16 protein-coding genes are annotated in these 16,916 nt (G+C 59.7%); 11 read left to right on the forward strand and 5 right to left on the reverse strand.

The window, feature by feature from the left end:
- Positions 1–250: 250 nt before the first annotated feature.
- Both xdhB and xdhA read right to left on the reverse strand, forming a co-directional pair.
- Positions 251–2,587, reverse strand: coding sequence for a xanthine dehydrogenase molybdopterin binding subunit (xdhB, locus tag JJB09_RS08570; RefSeq protein WP_201656082.1), 2,337 nt, complete (start codon positions 2,585–2,587; stop codon positions 251–253).
- Positions 2,584–4,068: a xanthine dehydrogenase small subunit gene (gene xdhA / locus JJB09_RS08575; RefSeq protein WP_201656085.1), complete on the reverse strand. Its 1,485-nt coding sequence runs from the start codon at positions 4,066–4,068 to the stop codon at positions 2,584–2,586. The genes xdhB and xdhA overlap by 4 nt, the downstream gene beginning before the upstream one ends.
- A 189-nt stretch (positions 4,069–4,257) precedes the next feature.
- Between xdhA and glpK the strand changes: the two genes are divergently transcribed.
- From glpK to JJB09_RS08610, 7 genes are all read left to right on the forward strand, one after another.
- Complete coding sequence (gene glpK, locus JJB09_RS08580) at positions 4,258–5,751, forward strand: glycerol kinase GlpK (protein ID WP_201656088.1); 1,494 nt, start codon at positions 4,258–4,260, stop codon at positions 5,749–5,751.
- Between the two features lie 66 nt (positions 5,752–5,817).
- The gene (locus JJB09_RS08585) at positions 5,818–6,048 is read left to right on the forward strand and encodes an AbrB/MazE/SpoVT family DNA-binding domain-containing protein (protein ID WP_201656091.1); all 231 of its coding nucleotides are present in this window, start codon (positions 5,818–5,820) and stop codon (positions 6,046–6,048) included.
- Positions 6,049–6,054: 6 nt separating this feature from the next.
- Positions 6,055–6,462: a PIN domain-containing protein gene (locus tag JJB09_RS08590; protein WP_201656094.1), complete on the forward strand. Its 408-nt coding sequence runs from the start codon at positions 6,055–6,057 to the stop codon at positions 6,460–6,462.
- Positions 6,463–6,541: 79 nt separating this feature from the next.
- The gene (locus tag JJB09_RS08595) at positions 6,542–6,916 is read left to right on the forward strand and encodes a YciI family protein (protein ID WP_201656097.1); all 375 of its coding nucleotides are present in this window, start codon (positions 6,542–6,544) and stop codon (positions 6,914–6,916) included.
- Positions 6,913–8,187 (forward strand): RNA polymerase sigma factor, encoded by a 1,275-nt coding sequence (locus JJB09_RS08600; protein ID WP_201656100.1) that lies wholly within the window; start codon positions 6,913–6,915, stop codon positions 8,185–8,187. The genes JJB09_RS08595 and JJB09_RS08600 overlap by 4 nt, the downstream gene beginning before the upstream one ends.
- 94 nt (positions 8,188–8,281) lie before the next feature.
- Positions 8,282–8,758, forward strand: coding sequence for an SRPBCC family protein (locus JJB09_RS08605; RefSeq protein WP_201656103.1), 477 nt, complete (start codon positions 8,282–8,284; stop codon positions 8,756–8,758).
- A gap of 23 nt (positions 8,759–8,781) precedes the next feature.
- Positions 8,782–9,195 (forward strand): DoxX family protein, encoded by a 414-nt coding sequence (locus tag JJB09_RS08610; RefSeq protein WP_201656106.1) that lies wholly within the window; start codon positions 8,782–8,784, stop codon positions 9,193–9,195.
- 10 nt (positions 9,196–9,205) lie between these two features.
- Here the strand turns inward: JJB09_RS08610 and JJB09_RS08615 are convergent, their stop codons facing one another.
- The gene (locus tag JJB09_RS08615; protein WP_201656109.1) at positions 9,206–9,841 is read right to left on the reverse strand and encodes a LysE family translocator; all 636 of its coding nucleotides are present in this window, start codon (positions 9,839–9,841) and stop codon (positions 9,206–9,208) included.
- 165 nt (positions 9,842–10,006) lie between these two features.
- On the opposite strand from JJB09_RS08615, the gene JJB09_RS08620 reads away from it, so the two are divergent.
- The 4 genes from JJB09_RS08620 (at position 10,007) to sbmA (ending at position 14,054) form a co-directional block, all read left to right on the forward strand.
- Positions 10,007–11,047: an LLM class flavin-dependent oxidoreductase gene (locus tag JJB09_RS08620; RefSeq protein WP_201656112.1), complete on the forward strand. Its 1,041-nt coding sequence runs from the start codon at positions 10,007–10,009 to the stop codon at positions 11,045–11,047.
- 73 nt (positions 11,048–11,120) lie between these two features.
- Positions 11,121–11,870: a type I methionyl aminopeptidase gene (gene map / locus JJB09_RS08625; protein WP_201656115.1), complete on the forward strand. Its 750-nt coding sequence runs from the start codon at positions 11,121–11,123 to the stop codon at positions 11,868–11,870.
- A 107-nt stretch (positions 11,871–11,977) separates the two neighbouring features.
- A complete protein-coding gene (locus JJB09_RS08630) occupies positions 11,978–12,586 on the forward strand; it encodes a hypothetical protein (RefSeq protein WP_201656118.1) in 609 nt (202 codons plus the stop codon).
- Between the two features lie 199 nt (positions 12,587–12,785).
- On the forward strand, positions 12,786–14,054 hold the full coding sequence (sbmA, locus tag JJB09_RS08635; RefSeq protein WP_201656121.1) for a peptide antibiotic transporter SbmA: 1,269 nt from the start codon (positions 12,786–12,788) through the stop codon (positions 14,052–14,054).
- A 19-nt stretch (positions 14,055–14,073) separates the two neighbouring features.
- On the opposite strand, the gene JJB09_RS08640 is transcribed toward sbmA, so the two are convergent.
- Positions 14,074–15,051 carry a polysaccharide deacetylase family protein gene (locus JJB09_RS08640; RefSeq protein WP_201656124.1) on the reverse strand — a complete coding sequence of 326 codons (978 nt, stop codon included), beginning with the start codon at positions 15,049–15,051 and terminating at the stop codon, positions 14,074–14,076.
- Positions 15,052–15,116: 65 nt separating this feature from the next.
- Entirely contained in the window at positions 15,117–16,769 is a 1,653-nt protein-coding gene (gene bglA, locus JJB09_RS08645) for a beta-galactosidase BglA (protein ID WP_201656127.1), read from the reverse strand.
- Positions 16,770–16,916: the final 147 nt, after the last annotated feature.

The raw sequence follows: 16,916 nt of genomic DNA on the forward strand, positions 1-16,916 counted from the left end.
ATATGTTTCAGCACAAGCTTTTGTTTCAGCCATTCCCTCATCCGGCCCTTCGGGCCACCTTCTCCCCGCTGGGGAGAAGAAAGAACATGGAGCTCTGCCCCGAGACAACTTCAGCCGCTCAAATGCGGAGATGTACTGAAAGTGCAGCATGAGCGGCAAATTCCCTCTTCTCCCCAGCGGGGAGAAGGTGGCCCTAGGGGCCGGATGAGGGGGCTGGATGAAAACCATCATTTAATAGGTCACACGAAATTCAAGTCGCCTGCAGCCGCTCAACCGCCATCAGCACGCGTTCCGGCGTCGCCGGCGCGTCGAGCTTCGGGCAGACCTTGTAGTCGGCAACCGAAGCCACCGCCATGGAAAGCGCTTCCAGCACCGAAACCCCGAGCATGAAGGGCGGTTCACCGACGGCCTTGGAACGACCGATCGTCAACTCCTTGTTTACCGACCACTCCGCCAGTTTGACGTTGAAGATGCGCGGCCGGTCGGATGCCAGCGGGATCTTGTAGGTCGACGGCGCGTGCGTCCGCAGACGCCCCTTGTCGTCCCACCACAGCTCTTCCGTGGTCAGCCAGCCAGCCCCCTGGACGAAGGCACCTTCCACCTGGCCCTTGTCGATTGCCGGATTGAGCGACCTGCCCACGTCATGCAGGATGTCCGTCCGCTCGATCTGGTATTCGCCGGTCAGCGTATCGATCGAGACCTCCGATACGGACGCACCGTAGGCGTAGTAGAGGAACGGCCTGCCTGTGCCCCTTGCGCGATCCCAATGGATCTTCGGCGTCTTGTAGAAGCCTGCCGCCGACAGGTGCACGCGTGCCATGTAGGCCTGCTTGATGAAATGCGGGAACGGGATCTCCTCGTCGCCGACCCTTACCCGGTTGGGCAGGAAGGCGATTTCGGCCACTGGCACGCCCCAGCGCTCGGCGGCAAAGGCATAAAGCCGCTCCTTGAGCTGGCGCGCCGCATCGTAGGCCGCCATACCGTTGAGATCCGAGCCGGACGAAGCAGCCGTTGCCGAAGTGTTCGGCACCTTTGTGGTGGTCGTCGCAGTAATCTTGACGCGTTCGATATCCACCTGGAACTCATCGGCCAGCACCTGCGCCACCTTGGTATAGAGCCCCTGCCCCATCTCCGTGCCGCCATGGTTCAGGTGGATCGAGCCGTCCTGATAGATATGCACCAGCGCGCCCGCCTGGTTGAATGGCGTGAACGTAAAGGAAATACCGAACTTCACCGGCGTCAGTGCAATACCCTTGCGGATCACCCGTGAGGTCTTGTTGAACGCGATGATCGCTTTGCGCCGTGCCTGATAGTCGGAACTTTCCTCCAGTTCGGACACGATGCGGTGGATGATGTTGTCCTCGACCTTCTGGTGGTACGGCGTCAGGCAGCGCTCGTCGCCTTCGATGGCATAGAAGTTTCGCTTGCGGATTTCGAGTGGATCGAGCCGAAGCGCGTAGGCGATCTCCTCGATGATGCGCTCGCCGCCAACCAGCCCCTGCGGGCCGCCAAAGCCGCGAAACGCGGTGTTGGAGACCGTATTGGTCTTGATCGGCTCGGATGTCAGCAGCACGTCGGGATAGTAGTAGGCGTTGTCGGCGTGGAACAGCGCACGGTCGGTGACCGGCCCGGAAAGATCAGAGGAAAAGCCGGCCCGCGCCGCATAGTTTGCCTTGACCGCCAGAATATGGCCCTCGTCATCGAAGCCCGCTTCGTAGTCGACGAGAAAATCATGCCGCTTGCCGGTCATGGTCATGTCTTCGTCCCGGTCGGGTCGGAACTTGATCGCACGGTTCAGCCGCTTGGCCGCCATCGCGGCAAGTGCGGCGAACTGGCTGCCCTGCGTTTCCTTGCCTCCGAAACCACCGCCCATGCGGCGTGTGTTGACGGTGACCGCATGGACTGGAATCTGCAGGATGCTGGCGACCATATGCTGGATTTCGCTGGGATGCTGGGTGGAGGACCAGACAGTGATCTCGTCGTCCTCGCCCGGGATGGCGAGCGCAATATGGCTTTCGAGATAGAAATGCTCCTGTCCGCCGACGCGCATCTCACCCTTGATTCGGAGCGGCGCTTTCTTCAACGCCGAAACCGCATCTCCTCGCGAGAGCGTCAGCGGCTCGGTGACCATTTTGTAGCCCAGCTTCCGCGCGTCGAGAATATCAGTCGCATGCGGCAGGTCGTGATAGGTGAACTTTGCCATGCGCGCAGCCGCGCGGGCAATTTCACGCGTCTCGGCGACGACCACGAACACCATCTGCCCATGGAACTCGATGCGCTTTTCGGCAAGCAACGGCTCGTCGCCGCGATGGTTGGGGCCGATGTCGTTATGGCCGGGAATATCCTTGTGGGTCATAACGAGCACGACGCCCGGCGTCTTCTCGACCTCAGACAGATCGAGCGACAGGATATCGGCATGCGCCCGGTCCGACAGCCCTGCCGCCATGTGCAGCGTGCCTTCCGGCACCACCATGTCATCGATGTAGTCCGCCTCGCCACTGACATGCTTGTGGGCGGAATCATGCCGGAGATCCTTGTGCACGGGTGCGGAAATCTCTTCGGCGAAAACGAAATCGATCTTGTTCATCGTCCTGCTCCTGCGGCAAAGCGAACCAGTTCGGCCTCTTGTCCTTGGCTCTCCAGATAGAACCGGGTCAAGAGGTTCCTTGCCGTCAACATGCGATATTCGGCCGTGGCGCGCCAATCGCTGAGCGGAGTGAAATTTTGGTCGAGCTCGGCGGCCGCGGCCTTGACATTCGCCTCGGTCCAGGCGCGTCCGAGCAGCGCGTTTTCCACACTGGTCGCGCGCTTGGGAATGCCGGCCATACCGCCATAGGCAAGCCGGATTTCCTCGACTTTCTCATTGTCATCGAGTTTGAGGTAGAAGGCGCCAAGCACTGCGGTAATGTCCTCGTCACGTCGCTTGGAGATCTTGTAGACCGAGAATCGGACGCCCTCTGGAACCATCGGCACTTTGAGACTATCAACGAATTCATGGCGTTGCCGGTCCTGCTTGCCGTAGTCGATGAAGAAGTCTTCAAGCGCCAGCTCACGTGCACCTTCTTGCGAGCGTAGGGCCACGCTGGCGCCGAGCGCAATCAGCGCCGGTGGCGTATCGCCGATGGGCGAGCCGTTGGCGACATTCCCGCCAATCGTACCCATGTTGCGAACCTGCTCGCCGCCGATGCGGGGGAGAAGCTTGCCAAACGCCGGATGCGTCTTGACGAGTGTCGCCAGTGCATGCGTGTAAGTAACGCCCGCTCCAATCACGATAGCGTCGTCATTCTCGCTGATCGTCTGCAGGGCCTCCAGATTGTTGATGAAGATGACCGGATTGATCGAGCGAAACTGCTTTGTCACCCAGAGCCCGACATCTGTCGATCCGGCGACAACTGTCGCATGCGGATGGGCGCCAAGGATTTCGGCAAGATCGCTGATGGTGGCCGGCACGTAGAGTTCATCGCCTTCATGCGACACCTGAACGGTGCCGTCGCGGGCAATGTCTGCGAGCCGTGTTTGTACGTCCCGCCGCGTCGCCTCGATCGGATCGAAAACGTCGGCGGGCCGAATGCGCGCCGCCATCTCGGCTGCCTTGACGATCGGCTCGTAACCCGTGCATCGACAGAGATTGCCTTGCAACGCCTGCTCGATCCGCTCGCGGGAGGGATTGCTGTCGGTAAGCCAGAGCCCGTAAAGCGACATGACGAAACCCGGCGTGCAGAAACCGCATTGCGAGCCATGACAGTCAACCATCGCCTGCTGCACGGGATGCAGCAAACCGTCCTTGCCCTTGAGATGCTCGACCGTCACCACATGCGTTCCATGCAGCGACCCCATGAAACGAATGCAACTGTTGACCGACTCGTAGACGAGCAAACCGCAGACAAGCCGCCCGATCAGCACCGTGCACGCGCCGCAATCGCCTTCGGCGCAGCCTTCCTTGGAGCCCGTCAGGCGCCTGTCGAGTCTCAGCCAGTCAAGCAGGGTCTGCCGCGGCGAGATCGCGTCGAGCGCCACCTCCTCACCGTTGAGGATGAACCTGATTTGTCGACTGTATTGCCCGTTCATGCTGTTCCACTCGTCTATTTGCGTTGCCGATAGCCTGTGCGCAGATGAGGAAAATCGCAAGGGGGATGTTTACCTTCTGGTCAATAATTGCCGCTTTATTGTGCGAAATGCAGGCGCGCTTATTTTCCTTTGACTTTCGTTTTAAGTTCATATTGAAAACAGGAAGCTATTGGGGATGGGGAGGATCTTATGAGCGGATATATCCTGGCAATCGATCAGGGCACGACATCAAGCCGCGCGATCGTGTTCGACGGCAAGATGCGATCGGTTGCATCGGGGCAGAAGGAGTTCCGCCAGATATTCCCCCAATCCGGCTGGGTCGAGCACGACCCCGAGGAAATCTGGCAAACTACGCTCTGGGCCGCCAGAACCGCAATCGACAACGCCAAAATCGCCCCGTCGGACATATCGGCCATCGGCATCACCAATCAACGCGAGACCGTCGTCGTCTGGGATCGCGCCACGGGCAAGCCCATCCACAATGCCATTGTCTGGCAGGATCGCCGCACCGCCCGCATGTGCGAGGCGCTCAAGGAGAAAGACCTTGAAAAGACGTTTTCGGAAAAGACCGGACTGCTGCTCGACCCCTATTTCTCCGGCACGAAGTTGTCTTGGCTACTCTCCAATGTGCAGGGTGCCCGCGAACGGGCAGAAAGGGGCGAACTCTGCTTCGGCACCATTGATACGTTCCTGCTCTGGCGGCTGACCGGCGGCAAGTCGTTCCTCACCGATGCTACGAATGTGTCGCGCACGTTGATCTACAACATCAGGACCAACGATTGGGACAACGAGCTGCTTGATCTGCTCGACATCCCCAGGGCGATGTTGCCAGAAGTCCGCGATTGCGCCGCCGATTTCGGCATGGCGCAAAAGGAACTGCTCGGGGCTGAGATCCCGATCCTCGGCATCGCCGGCGATCAGCAGGCGGCGACCATCGGTCAAGCCTGCTTCAAGCCGGGCATGTTGAAATCCACCTACGGCACCGGATGCTTCGCTCTCCTGAACATCGGCGGCGAAATGGTTCTATCCAAAAACCGGTTGCTGACGACCATCGCCTACCGCCTCGACGGCCAGACCACCTACGCGCTTGAAGGCTCTATCTTCATCGCCGGTGCTGCCGTGCAATGGCTGCGCGACGGCCTGAAGATCATCAAGTCGGCCGGTGAAACCGCAGCGCTGGCCGCAAGCGCCGACCCAAGCCAGCAGGTCTATCTCGTGCCAGCCTTCACCGGCCTCGGCGCCCCCTGGTGGGATCCCGATGCGCGCGGTTCGATCCATGGACTGACACGCAATTCGGGACCGGCGGAATTTGCCCGCGCTGCGCTGGAATCCGTATGCTACCAGACGCGCGATCTGGCCGACGCCATGCACAAGGACTGGAAAGTCGCTGAGCGCGAAACCGTCTTGCGCGTCGACGGCGGCATGGTCGCATCCGATTGGACGATGCAGGCGCTTGCCGACATTCTCGACGCCCCTGTTGACCGGCCACAGATCCTCGAGACGACGGCGCTGGGCGCCGCTTGGCTGGCGGGCTCGCGCGCCGGCGTCTGGCCCGACATGAAAGGGTTTGCGGAAAGCTGGGCACTGGAGCGCACCTTCAAGCCCGAGATGGATGACAAGACGCGCGAGGCCAAGCTCAAGGGCTGGCACGAGGCCGTGAAGCGGACGCTGAGCGGGAGTTAAGGAAAGCATTGTAAGCGGCAATACGCCACGCTATTCTTCGTCAGTTGGCCGTTTGGAGTGCTATCGATGCGCGTGGCAAAACTGGGAAATGATTTGGCCATCACCCTTCCCGCCGAAGTGGTGGAAAATCTCTCTCTGAAAGAGGGCGATGAGGTGGAACTGCGTGTCGCAGGCCCCAAAGCGATTGAAATTGAGCGCCGCATGAGTGCTGAGGAAGCGCTGGAGAAGATCAAGGACTTGCGGATAAAACTGCCTCCCGATTGGAAATTCGATCGAGAAGAAGCCAACTCGCGGTAATTGTTTATGGCACTTGAGTTCGTTGACACGAATATCGTCATCTATGCCTTTGCCGGCGAAGCAAAATCAGCGGCAGCGCAAGCAGTTCTTTCGAGAAAATGCTACATCAGCATACAAGTGCTGAACGAGTTTGCGAATGTCGCGCGACGCAAGCTCTCGAAAAGCTGGCCGGAAATCGAGCACTATCTGTCATGGATCGAAGCTGTTTGCGGAGTTGTGCATCCGATCGATCTTGAAACACATCGTCGGGGGATAGAGCTCGCGGCGAAGTACCATTTTTCGGTGTTCGATGCCATGATCGTGGCCACGGCCCTTCAGGCGGGCGCAACGACGCTCTATTCGGAAGACATGCAGCATGGTCTGCTTGTCGAAGGCCGACTCCGGATATCCAATCCATTCACGTCAGCCACCTGACATCCCTGCCAAACTTTTTTGCTGCGGCCTGTAGGTATCGCCGGTATGAATGCGTCCTTTGCCACAGAAGGAGCATTCGATGCTGTATGCCATTCTTTGCTACAACGATGAAGACCTGGTCTGGAACTGGTCCAAGGAAGAAGAGGACACGGCCATGGCGGGGTTGGCCGCGGTGCAGGCGCCGCTTGCCGACAAGGGCAAGCTCGGTCCTGTCGCCCGCCTGATGCCGACGTCGGCGGCGACGACCTTGAGGAAGAACGGCAAGGAGAGCTTTGTCGTCGACGGACCGTTTGCGGAAACCAAGGAACAGTTCCTCGGCTTCTACGTGGTCGATGTCGAAAATCTGGACGAAGCCATCACGATTTCGAAAGATCTTGCCGCAGCCAATCCCGGCACCGGTTCCTATGAAATCCGGCCACTGGCCCTTTATAACCCGCCGAGGAATTTTGGATGACCAACGACATCGCCTGGATCGATGCTGCTCTCGTCGGCGCCCGCCCCCAGGCGATGGGCGCGCTTTTGCGCTATTTTCGCAATCTCGACCTCGCGGAGGAAGCCTTTCAGGAGGCCTGCCTGCGCGCTCTGAAGAATTGGCCCGACAAGGGGCCGCCCGGCGATCCCGTCGCGTGGCTGGTCTTCGTCGGCCGTAATGCAGGCGTCGACCAGATTCGCCGTCGTGCGAAGTTCACCGAACTGCCCGAGGAAGACCAGCTTTCGGACAAGGAAGATGCGGAGGCCAGCCTCGCCGACCGTCTGGATGGATCGCATTACCGCGACGATATCCTGCGGCTATTGTTCATCTGCTGCCATCCGGACCTGCCGGCCACCCAGCAGATCGCCGTTGCGTTACGCATCGTCTCCGGCCTGTCGGTGAAGCAGATCGCCCGCGCTTTTCTGGTCGGCGAAGCCGCGATGGAACAACGTATCACGCGCGGCAAGGCCAGGATTGCAGCGGCCGGCATCGCCTTTGAAACCCCGGGAGCGGTCGAGCGCTCGGAACGGCTGGGGCTGGTCGCCGCCATGCTTTATCTGGTGTTTAACGAAGGCTATTCCACGGCGGCCTCCAACCCGGATTCCGCCCAACTCTGTGACGAAGCGATCCGGCTGGCCCGCCTGTTGCTGCGTCTGTTTCCTGCCGAGCCTGAAATCATGGGGCTGCTGGCGCTGATGCTGTTGCAGCATGCCAGACGGCATGCACGCGTCGATGCAGGTGGCCAGATCGTGTTGCTCGAAAACCAGGACCGCGGCCTCTGGGAGCGTGCGTCGATCGACGAGGCCCTGGCCCTGATCGACAAGGCGTTGCGCCACCGCGCACCTGGCGCCTATCAGATCCAGGCCGCCATCGCCGCACTTCACGCGCGCGCAGTCCGCGCCGAAGATACGGATTGGAACGAGATCGCTCTGCTCTATCGCATGCTCGAACAGATGCAGCCGTCCCCTGTCGTCACCCTCAATCGCGCCGTGGCCGTCTCCAAGACGAAGGGGCCGGCCGCAGCACTTGCCTTGATCGAACCTTTGGAAGACCAGCTCTCCAGCTATTTCTATTATTTCGGCGTCAAGGGTGGCCTGTACAAACAGCTCGGGATGCGGCCACAGGCACGCGAAGCGTTCAACCGCGCCATCGCGCTTGCCAATTCGTCTGCCGAGGCGACGCATATCCGGCAACATCTCGACCTGCTGGACACGGAAATTGCGGCACCCGACGTGGCGCACACGGATTGCTGAAAATATTTTCGCAACACTGTCGGATCGCGCCGATGTTCACCGTCCTAGGAGCATCGACCAAAACAAAGCCAAACGCACAGGAAAGGCAACCATCATGACACTAGTAGCAGATACCGCCGCCGACCACGAACTCGTGCTGGTCCGGACTTTCGACGCGCCTGCCGCCAAAATCTATGAAGCCTGGACCAATCCGGAAATCCTGAAGAAATGGTTTGCACCCCTGCCCTTCACCACGCCCGAGGCAAAGCTCGATGTCCGCGTCGGTGGCGAAAGCACCATCGTCATGCAGGACGAAGCCGGCAACAGATATCCAAATACCGGCGTCTATCTCGAACTCGTACCGAACAGGAAGATCGTCATGACCGATGCGTTCACGGCCGGCTGGCGCCCTTCCGGAAAACCTTTCATGGTCGCCGAGGTCCTGCTCGAGGAATTGCCAGGCGGCAAAACGAAATACACCGCCACTGCCCGCCACTGGACGAACGAAGACAAGCAAACGCACGAGCAAATGGGCTTTCACGACGGCTGGGGCCAGTGCGCCGATCAGCTCGCCGCCCTGCTGGCAAAGTAACCCGGTCACGCGAGGGAAATCCCATGGAAACGCTGGTTCTTTCAACCGCACCCGGTCGGGGTGCAAAGATTGCCGGTTGGGTGCTGAGTGGCCTGCTCATCGCCTTTCTGGTCTTCGATGGCGCGATCAAGCTCGTGCCGTTGCAGGTGGTTCTGGATACGATGGCGCCACTCGGCTATGCGCCCGATGTTGCGACCGCCCGCGTCTTGGGTATCCTGACGCTCGCCTGCACAATTCTCTATGCAATCCCGAGAACCTCGGTGCTGGGCGCCATATTGCTCACCGGTTACCTCGGCGGGGCGATGGCCACCCATTTCCGCATCGGCAATCCCGTGCCGACGCATACGCTGTTCGGGCTCTATCTCGGCGTCATCGCCTGGGGCGGATTGTATCTCCGCTATCCGTGGCTCAGGCGGATCATCCCGATCAAGCTCTGAAATCGGGGCGTCACGCAGCCCTCTTCCATCCGATGGCAAGCAACCCAGCCCCGATCATCAGCGAGCCACCCGTGCGATTGACAAAACGTTGTACGGATGGCTTGCGGATCTGCTTGCGGGCCAGCGAAGCCAGGAGCGCATAGCCCGCTGCATTCAGCGTTGCGAGCACCAGAAACGTTGCTTCGAAGATGATCAATTGCCGTGCGAGGGATCCAGCAGGGTCCAGAAACTGCGGCAGGAAGGCGACGAAGAAGATGATGCTCTTGGGGTTGAGCGCAGTGACCAGATAGGTATGGGTGAATATCCGGATCGGTTTTTCGCCCCTCTCTGCCTCGTCTTTGGCGGCGGTTTCATCCGCCCCCACCGGCGCCCGCCAGAGTTTGATGCCCAGATAGATCAGGTAGGCCGCGCCGACCCATTTCAGAATTGTAAACACCGTCGCCGATGCGGCAAGCAGAGCCCCGAGGCCCAGCATCGAAGCGGTCATTGCGGTGAAATCGCCGAGCGTGACGCCGGCGACTGTGGCGAAAGCAACCTTGCGGCCGTGGCCAAGCGCGTAGGAGATGACGAGCAGCACCGTCGGCCCTGGTATTGCCAGAAGAACGGCAGACGCCGCACAGAATGCCAGCCAATGTTCGATCGACATGAAAGCCTCCTGCCCAAAGCAGGAGCAATCCACATCCGGCCGAATATGGCAACATGCCGGTTTCGAAAAATGGCGTGAATCTGGAACGGACTGTTTCATGGTCACGTCCTTTAAAATGACATGGCAGACGCCCATCTTCGGAGAAATTCAATCCGGAGCATATTCATGGAACTCGGACTTTATACATTTGCGGACGTCAATCCCGAACCGGCGCCCGGCCAGCGTGGCCCTGAAGGCGCCCAGCGTATCAAGAACCTGCTTGAGGAAATCGAACTCGCCGATCAGGTCGGTCTCGACGTTTTCGGTTTGGGCGAGCATCACCGGCAGGATTATGCCGCTTCGGCGCCTGCCGTGATTTTGGCTGCCGCCGCGGCGAGGACGAAGAAGATTCGCCTGACCAGTGCGGTGACGGTATTGAGTTCGGATGATCCCGTGCGGGTCTATCAGCAGTATGCGACACTGGACCTGATTTCCAATGGGCGTGCCGAAATCATGGCCGGGCGAGGCTCCTTCATAGAATCCTTCCCGCTGTTTGGATACGATCTCGGCGACTACGACCAACTGTTCACGGAAAAGCTCGATCTTCTCATGGCGATCCGCGATGAGGAAAAAGTTACGTGGTCGGGCGAAACGCGCGCGCCTATCAATGGTCGCGGCGTCTATCCGCGCGCCCTTCAGAACCCGTTGCCGCTCTGGGTCGCCGTGGGTGGTACGCCGCAATCGGTCGCCCGCGCGGGTTACCTGGGACTGCCGTTCGCGCTCGCCATCATCGGCGGCGAACCGGCCCGTTTTGCGCCGCTGTTCGACCTCTACCGGCAGGCGGCCGAAAAGGGCGGGCATGACCCGGCCACGCTCAAGAGCTCCATAAACGTGCATGGCTTCGTGGCGGATACGACACAGGCGGCCGCCGATCAGTTTTACGGACCATCGACTGAGGTGATGAACCGCATCGGCCGCGAACGAGGCTGGGGGCCCTCAAGCCGGGCACAATATGATCGTTCGACCGGTCCGGAGGGCGCACTGTTCATCGGTGATCCCGAGACGCTCGCCCGCAAGATCATTGCCCACCACAAGATCTTCAGGAACGACCGATTCCTATTGCAGATGGCAATCGGCCTGATGCCCCATGACCAGATCATGCGCGGCATCGAGCTCTACGGCACCAAGGTCGCGCCGATCGTACGCGATGCATTGGGATCGAAATAGGTTCTTCTCAGGGCTGCATTGACCCCCGCGCCCGGGGGGAGATAGAAGGCGGCATCGAAGATAATGGTGGACCATGGTTGTTTCCAACGACACGGAGCTGGTCAAGCTCAAGGAAATCGGGCGCATTTGCGCTGTGACAGTGCAAAAGATGGCGGCCGCCATGGAGCCCGGCATGACCACCGCCGAGCTCGACGCGATCGGTCGCAAGCTGCTTGAAGATTCCGGCGCGCAATCGGCGCCGGAAACCTGCTACAATTTTCCTGGCGCAACCTGTATCAGCGTCAACGAAGAGGTCGCGCACGGCATACCCGGATCGCGCGTCATCAAGCCGGGAGACCTCGTCAACATTGATGTCTCCGCCGTCAAGGACGGCTATTTCAGCGACACCGGCGCATCTTTCGCTCTGCCGCCGGCCCAGTCGAAGGTTGAAAAGCTCTGCCGCGACGGCAAGCGGGCATTGTGGGTGGGGCTCAATCAGGTCAAGGTCGGCCAGCCCTATGCGCGTATTGGCGACGCCATCGGCGCCTTTGCCGCCAAGAACCGCTATACCCTGATCCAGAACCTGGCGAGCCATGGCGTCGGCCGCTCGCTGCACGAGGAACCGAAGGAACTGGCCACCTGGCCAGACAGAAGCGAACGGCGGACCATCCAGGAAGGCCAGGTCTTTACCGTCGAGCCATTTTTGTCACTCGGCGCCGAATGGGCTGAAAGCAGTGACGACCCGTGGACGCTGCTCAGCGAAAACCGCGCGCTTACCGTCCAGTACGAGCATACCGTCGTCGCCACACGCAGCGGGCCACTGGTGCTGACCCTCGCGGAGTAATATAATCAGGAACCATCACTTGGCTAAAGCGTTCAACGCCAGGAATGTTCAGATTGGACGATCCGACGAATGACGTTCGTCGGCATCCCGGACGAGGGAGTGTTCCGATGAAAATCTTGACAGGCCTCTTCGACACTTACGCGCAAGCCGGTGAAGCGGTGACGGCGCTCAAGGCGTCAGGCATCGCCGAAGATGATATGTCGCTGATCTCCCGCGACCCGGATCACGTCAGTGTCGATTCCGAAGAGCATGTTGGTGTCGGCTCCGGCATCGGACTGGTCGCAGGCGGTGCCGGCGGCCTGCTCGCGGGTCTGGGCATGATCACCATTCCCGGCATAGGCCCCGTCGTGGCAGTCGGCTGGCTCACCTCGACGCTAGCAGGTGCTGCCGCCGGCATGCTGGTCGGTGGCGCCACCGGCAGCCTGATTGATGCATTGACCAGTTCCGATATTGGCGAGGATGACGCGCATGTGCTTGCCGAAAGCGTTCGTCGTGGCGGCACGCTCGTTACCGTGTGTGTGCACGACGACCGGGTAATCGAGGCACAAGGCATTATTGATCGCTTTGGCAGCGTCGATCTCGGTGAGCGACGCCGGGTTTTCCGCGAAGAAGGCTGGGATGAATTCGACGGCGACCTGCCGCCCTATGCCCACACCGAAACTGCGGCTCCCGAGGAATATCTCGAAGAACAGCGCCGCCAACACAGTATCTCGTGAACCATCCTGCCTTCTATACGGACCGAGCCGGGCGGTAACCCGGCTCTCGCCGCGACGACATGAACAATCGCTTACACCAGCATTACATCTCGGTCATGTTGGCCCATGGCCATTGCGGCCAACACACATCTAAATTACGGTCCCGCTCAAAAATAACTGCTTCGCAAGCAAATGCGGAGCCAAGCGGAGACTGCGCAGCGTGTTCACGTCCTTCTTCCCGAGGCCCAAGCCATTCTTCATTTCTGTCGCGGCCTGGTCGCTGATCTGCATTCTTGCCTGGTATTTTGGTGCGAGCAGTTTGGGCGCCTTGATCGGACTGCCTCCATTGGCAGAAGGACAGGAACTCGTTATTGGCATCTCTCGCTTCTGGTCGGCGCCATTCCTGTGGTTTTACATCTACTTCTTCGCCTGCGTCGCATTTTTTGGGGTATCTTGGGCGACAATTGCCCCGCATCCTTGGCAGCGATGGTCCGTATGGGGCTCGGCGCTGGTCGTCTTCAACACCTATCTTCTGGTGCAGGCTTCGGTGGCCGTCAACGCCTGGTACGGCCCGTTTTACGACCTCATCCAGACCGCGCTTGACAAGAAGCGGGTCGTCACCGCTTCAGAGTTCTACTGGCAATGCGTTATTTTCTTCGGCATCGCCTCCGTCGCTATCACGCTGATGGTCTTCAATTCCTTTTTCGTGAACCACTATGTCTTCCGGTGGCGCACCGCGATGAACGATTTCTATGTCGTGCACTGGCAGAAGCTTCGTGTAATCGAAGGCGCCTCGCAGCGTGTACAAGACGACACGATGCGTTTTGCGCGGACCATGGAAGATCTCGGCGTCAGCCTTGTTGGCTCGATCATGACGCTGATCGCCTTCCTTCCGGTATTGTTCAACTACTCCACCAAAATCACGGAACTGCCGTTCATCGGCGAAGTGCCGCATGCGCTAGTCTGGGCCGCGATCATCTGGTCACTGTTCGGTACAGTTTTCCTCGCTCTGGTGGGCATCAAGCTTCCGGGGCTGGAGTTTCGCAACCAGCGCGTCGAAGCTGCCTTCCGCAAGGAACTGGTGCACGGTGAAGACGACGCCGACCGCGCCAACCCGATTACGGTCCGTGAACTTTTCCAGAATGTGCGGCGCAATTACTTCCGCCTATATTTCAACTACCTGTATTTCAACGTTGCGCGCTATCTCTACCTGCAGACTGACAACATTTTCGGCATCTTCGTACTTATCCCGTCGATCGTCGCGGCCAAGATCTCGCTCGGCCTGCTGAACCAAGTTCTCAACGTCTTCGATCAGGTGCGTTCGTCGTTCCAATACCTCGTCAACTCCTGGCCGACGATCGTCGAACTGATATCGATCTACAAGCGCCTGCGGGCGTTCGAAGCGTCGATCTACAACGAACCTCTGCCGACAATCGACCAGGAATTCATTGAGGCACCTGACGTCGATGCCGAGCCGCAGCCGAGTTAACCTGAACTCACCCGATAGATCAAAAGGCGGTTCCGGCCGCCTTTTTCTTTGCCATATCCAACGCCTGCGCATAGTTCACGCAGGCCACGTCAGGCTTGCTGCATGTCTCGGTGAGGAACGTGTCGAGCGCGTTCCAATAGGCGCCGCCGTTCATTTCGACGAAGTGGAAGCCGAGCTGCAAGGGAATGCGCTCGCCATCATATTGCTTTTCGAATGCGTTGCGGAACATCGCCAGTGTGCGAGCCTCGAATTCCTTCGATCGTCCCGGCGAGTTCAACCCGCCGGAATGTCGAACGAAGAGATTGTAATCCATGCCGATGACCAGCCGGCCACCCGGTCCCTCGGGAACGCGCGGCAAGGCAAACCGCATCAACCCGTCGTCGTTGACGGCACTTGCCGGGCCTTTGGACACAAGGCTGGCGTCATAGGCAAAACCATGCGCCTTCAGCGCCGGCACGAGGCTCGATCCGGTCGATAGATAGGGGACGCGAAACCCCTTGATGTCGTTGCGGACAAAATCGTCCCACTCGGCGGGCTGTCGGTCGCCTGCACCATTGGCCTTCCACGCAGCCAGCAGCGTCCGGTCGAAATCGCCAAATTCCTGCGCCCAGTCGGCCGCCGTCCAGTCCTTGCCGTCGAAATGACCGCAGGCATGCGAGCCGATTTCATGGCCGGCAAGATGCGCTTTCCAGAGGTGATCGAGGCGGGTGCGCACTTCTTGCTCGCTCTGCGCAAAGCCGGTGTTCGAACGGCCGCGCTTCTGGTGCGGCGCCTGATAGGTCTTGCGCGCCGACTGGCTCATCACGAAGGTGCAGGAGAGAAAATAGGTGAACTTCGCCCCGGTCTTTTCGGACAGTTTTAGCGATCGTTCCCACAGTTTGTTGTCGTGCGCCCCGTCGAAGGAAATGATCACCAATTGCTTCGGCTTCTCCAGCGCTTGCGCCGAAGTCGCCACAGAGGCGAGGAGTGCCAGGGAGAGGGAAAAATGTAGGCGCATGCGGAAAACCAGTCTGAATGAGTATGTCGCCATACACAGCGCAAATAAGGGGATTTGATGTTTTCTCAGACACTTGCGCCGAAAGCTTCGCGTCCTTCCAGGCTGACCGTCCGCCCTTGAAGCCTGGGCGCAAAACCGGGCAAAACCAGCGTCTGCCGCACGGCAATGTCGGTAGGCAGCGTAAACTCCACCGCTTCGCGCGTGAGGTTGAAAACGAACAACAGCGTCTCGTCGCCGCTCGAACGGGTGAAGGCCAGCAGATCCTGGTTGGTGCTGATAAACCTGAAATCGCCTTCGACCATCGCGGCATGCGCTTTGCGAAAGACAAGCGTCTTGCGATAATGGTTGAGCACGGAGCCAACCGCGTCCTGCTGCATATCCACGGCGAGTGCGGCGTGTTCGACGGGCACCGGCAACCACGGCTTGGCGGTGGAAAAGCCGGCATTGGCTTTGTCCGATTGCCACACCATCGGCGTGCGGCATCCATCGCGGCCCTTGAATGACGGCCAGAAGCGGATGCCATAGGGATCGACCAGATCCTCGAACGCGAGATCGGCCTCGGTCAGGCCCAGCTCTTCGCCCTGGTAGAGGCAGATCGAGCCGCGCAGGCATGCAATCAATGTCAGCGCGATCTTGGCCACACGCGCAGGATCGTCGCCCGGCTGGGCAAAGCGGCTGACATGGCGCGTGACATCGTGGTTGGAGAATGCCCAGCAGATCCACCCGTCAGCGGCGCGCGTCTCCACCGCTTCCACGCATCGGCGGATATGGGTGGCGGTGAATTCCGGCGACAGCAGGTCGAAGGTGTAGCACATGTTGAGCTTGTCGCCGCCGGACGTGTAGGCAGCGACAGTGGCGAGCGATCGGTAGCCATCGCCGACTTCGCCCACCGATGCGCGGCCGTCATACTGGTCGAGCAGGGCGCGGAAGCGTTTCAGGAAGGCGATATTCTCAGGCTGGGTCTTGTCATAGAGGTGGTTCTGGAACCCGTAGGGATTGACGTCAGGTGCATCGGCGCTCGTCGCCCCCTCGATCTTCTCGAGCGGCGGATTGTTGCGCAGCTGTTTGTCGTGAAAATAGAAATTGACCGTGTCGAGACGGAAGCCATCGACGCCGCGTTCCAGCCAGAATTTCACCGTGTCGAGCAGCGCGTCCTGCACATGCGGGTTATGGAAATTGAGATCGGGCTGCGACGTGAGGAAATTGTGCATGTAGTACTGCCGGCGAACTCCGTCCCACTCCCAGGCCGGCCCGCCGAAGATCGACAGCCAGTTGTTCGGGGCGGTGCCATCCGGCTTCGGATCGGCCCAGACATACCAGTCGGCTTTTGCGTTATCGCGGCTGGCGCGGCTCTCCTTGAACCATGGATGCTGGTCCGAGGTGTGCGAAATCACTTGGTCGATCATCACCTTCAGGCCCCGCCGGTGCGCCTCTGCCACCAGCGCGTCGAAATCGGCAAGCGTGCCGAACATCGGATCGACATCGCAGTAATCGGAGACGTCATAGCCCATGTCGGCCATCGGCGACTTGAAGAACGGTGACAGCCAAATCGCATCGACACCGAGCGAGGCGACATAGCCAAGCCTGCCGGTGATTCCCTTGAGATCGCCGCTGCCGCTGCCAGTCGAATCCTGAAATGAACGCGGATAGATCTGATAGATCACCGCGCCCCGCCACCAATCTTTGTCGGAAGTCGTTGTCAGGGCGGCGGATGTCATGAACGGTCTCCGGGAAAATGTGGACGTCCATGCTTATCGGCAACCGCTGATTCCGTAAACCGGGCCCGGCGAATTGCGGCCAGAACCGACCGTCACACGGCTGTAACAAAATCGTTAGAAAAGCCTCCGACGGATGATTATCCGGAA

Origin of the sequence: Phytoamicus setariae (genome assembly GCF_016722925.1) — a bacterium.
Classification (GTDB): domain Bacteria; phylum Pseudomonadota; class Alphaproteobacteria; order Rhizobiales; family Rhizobiaceae; genus Rhizobium_E; species Rhizobium_E setariae.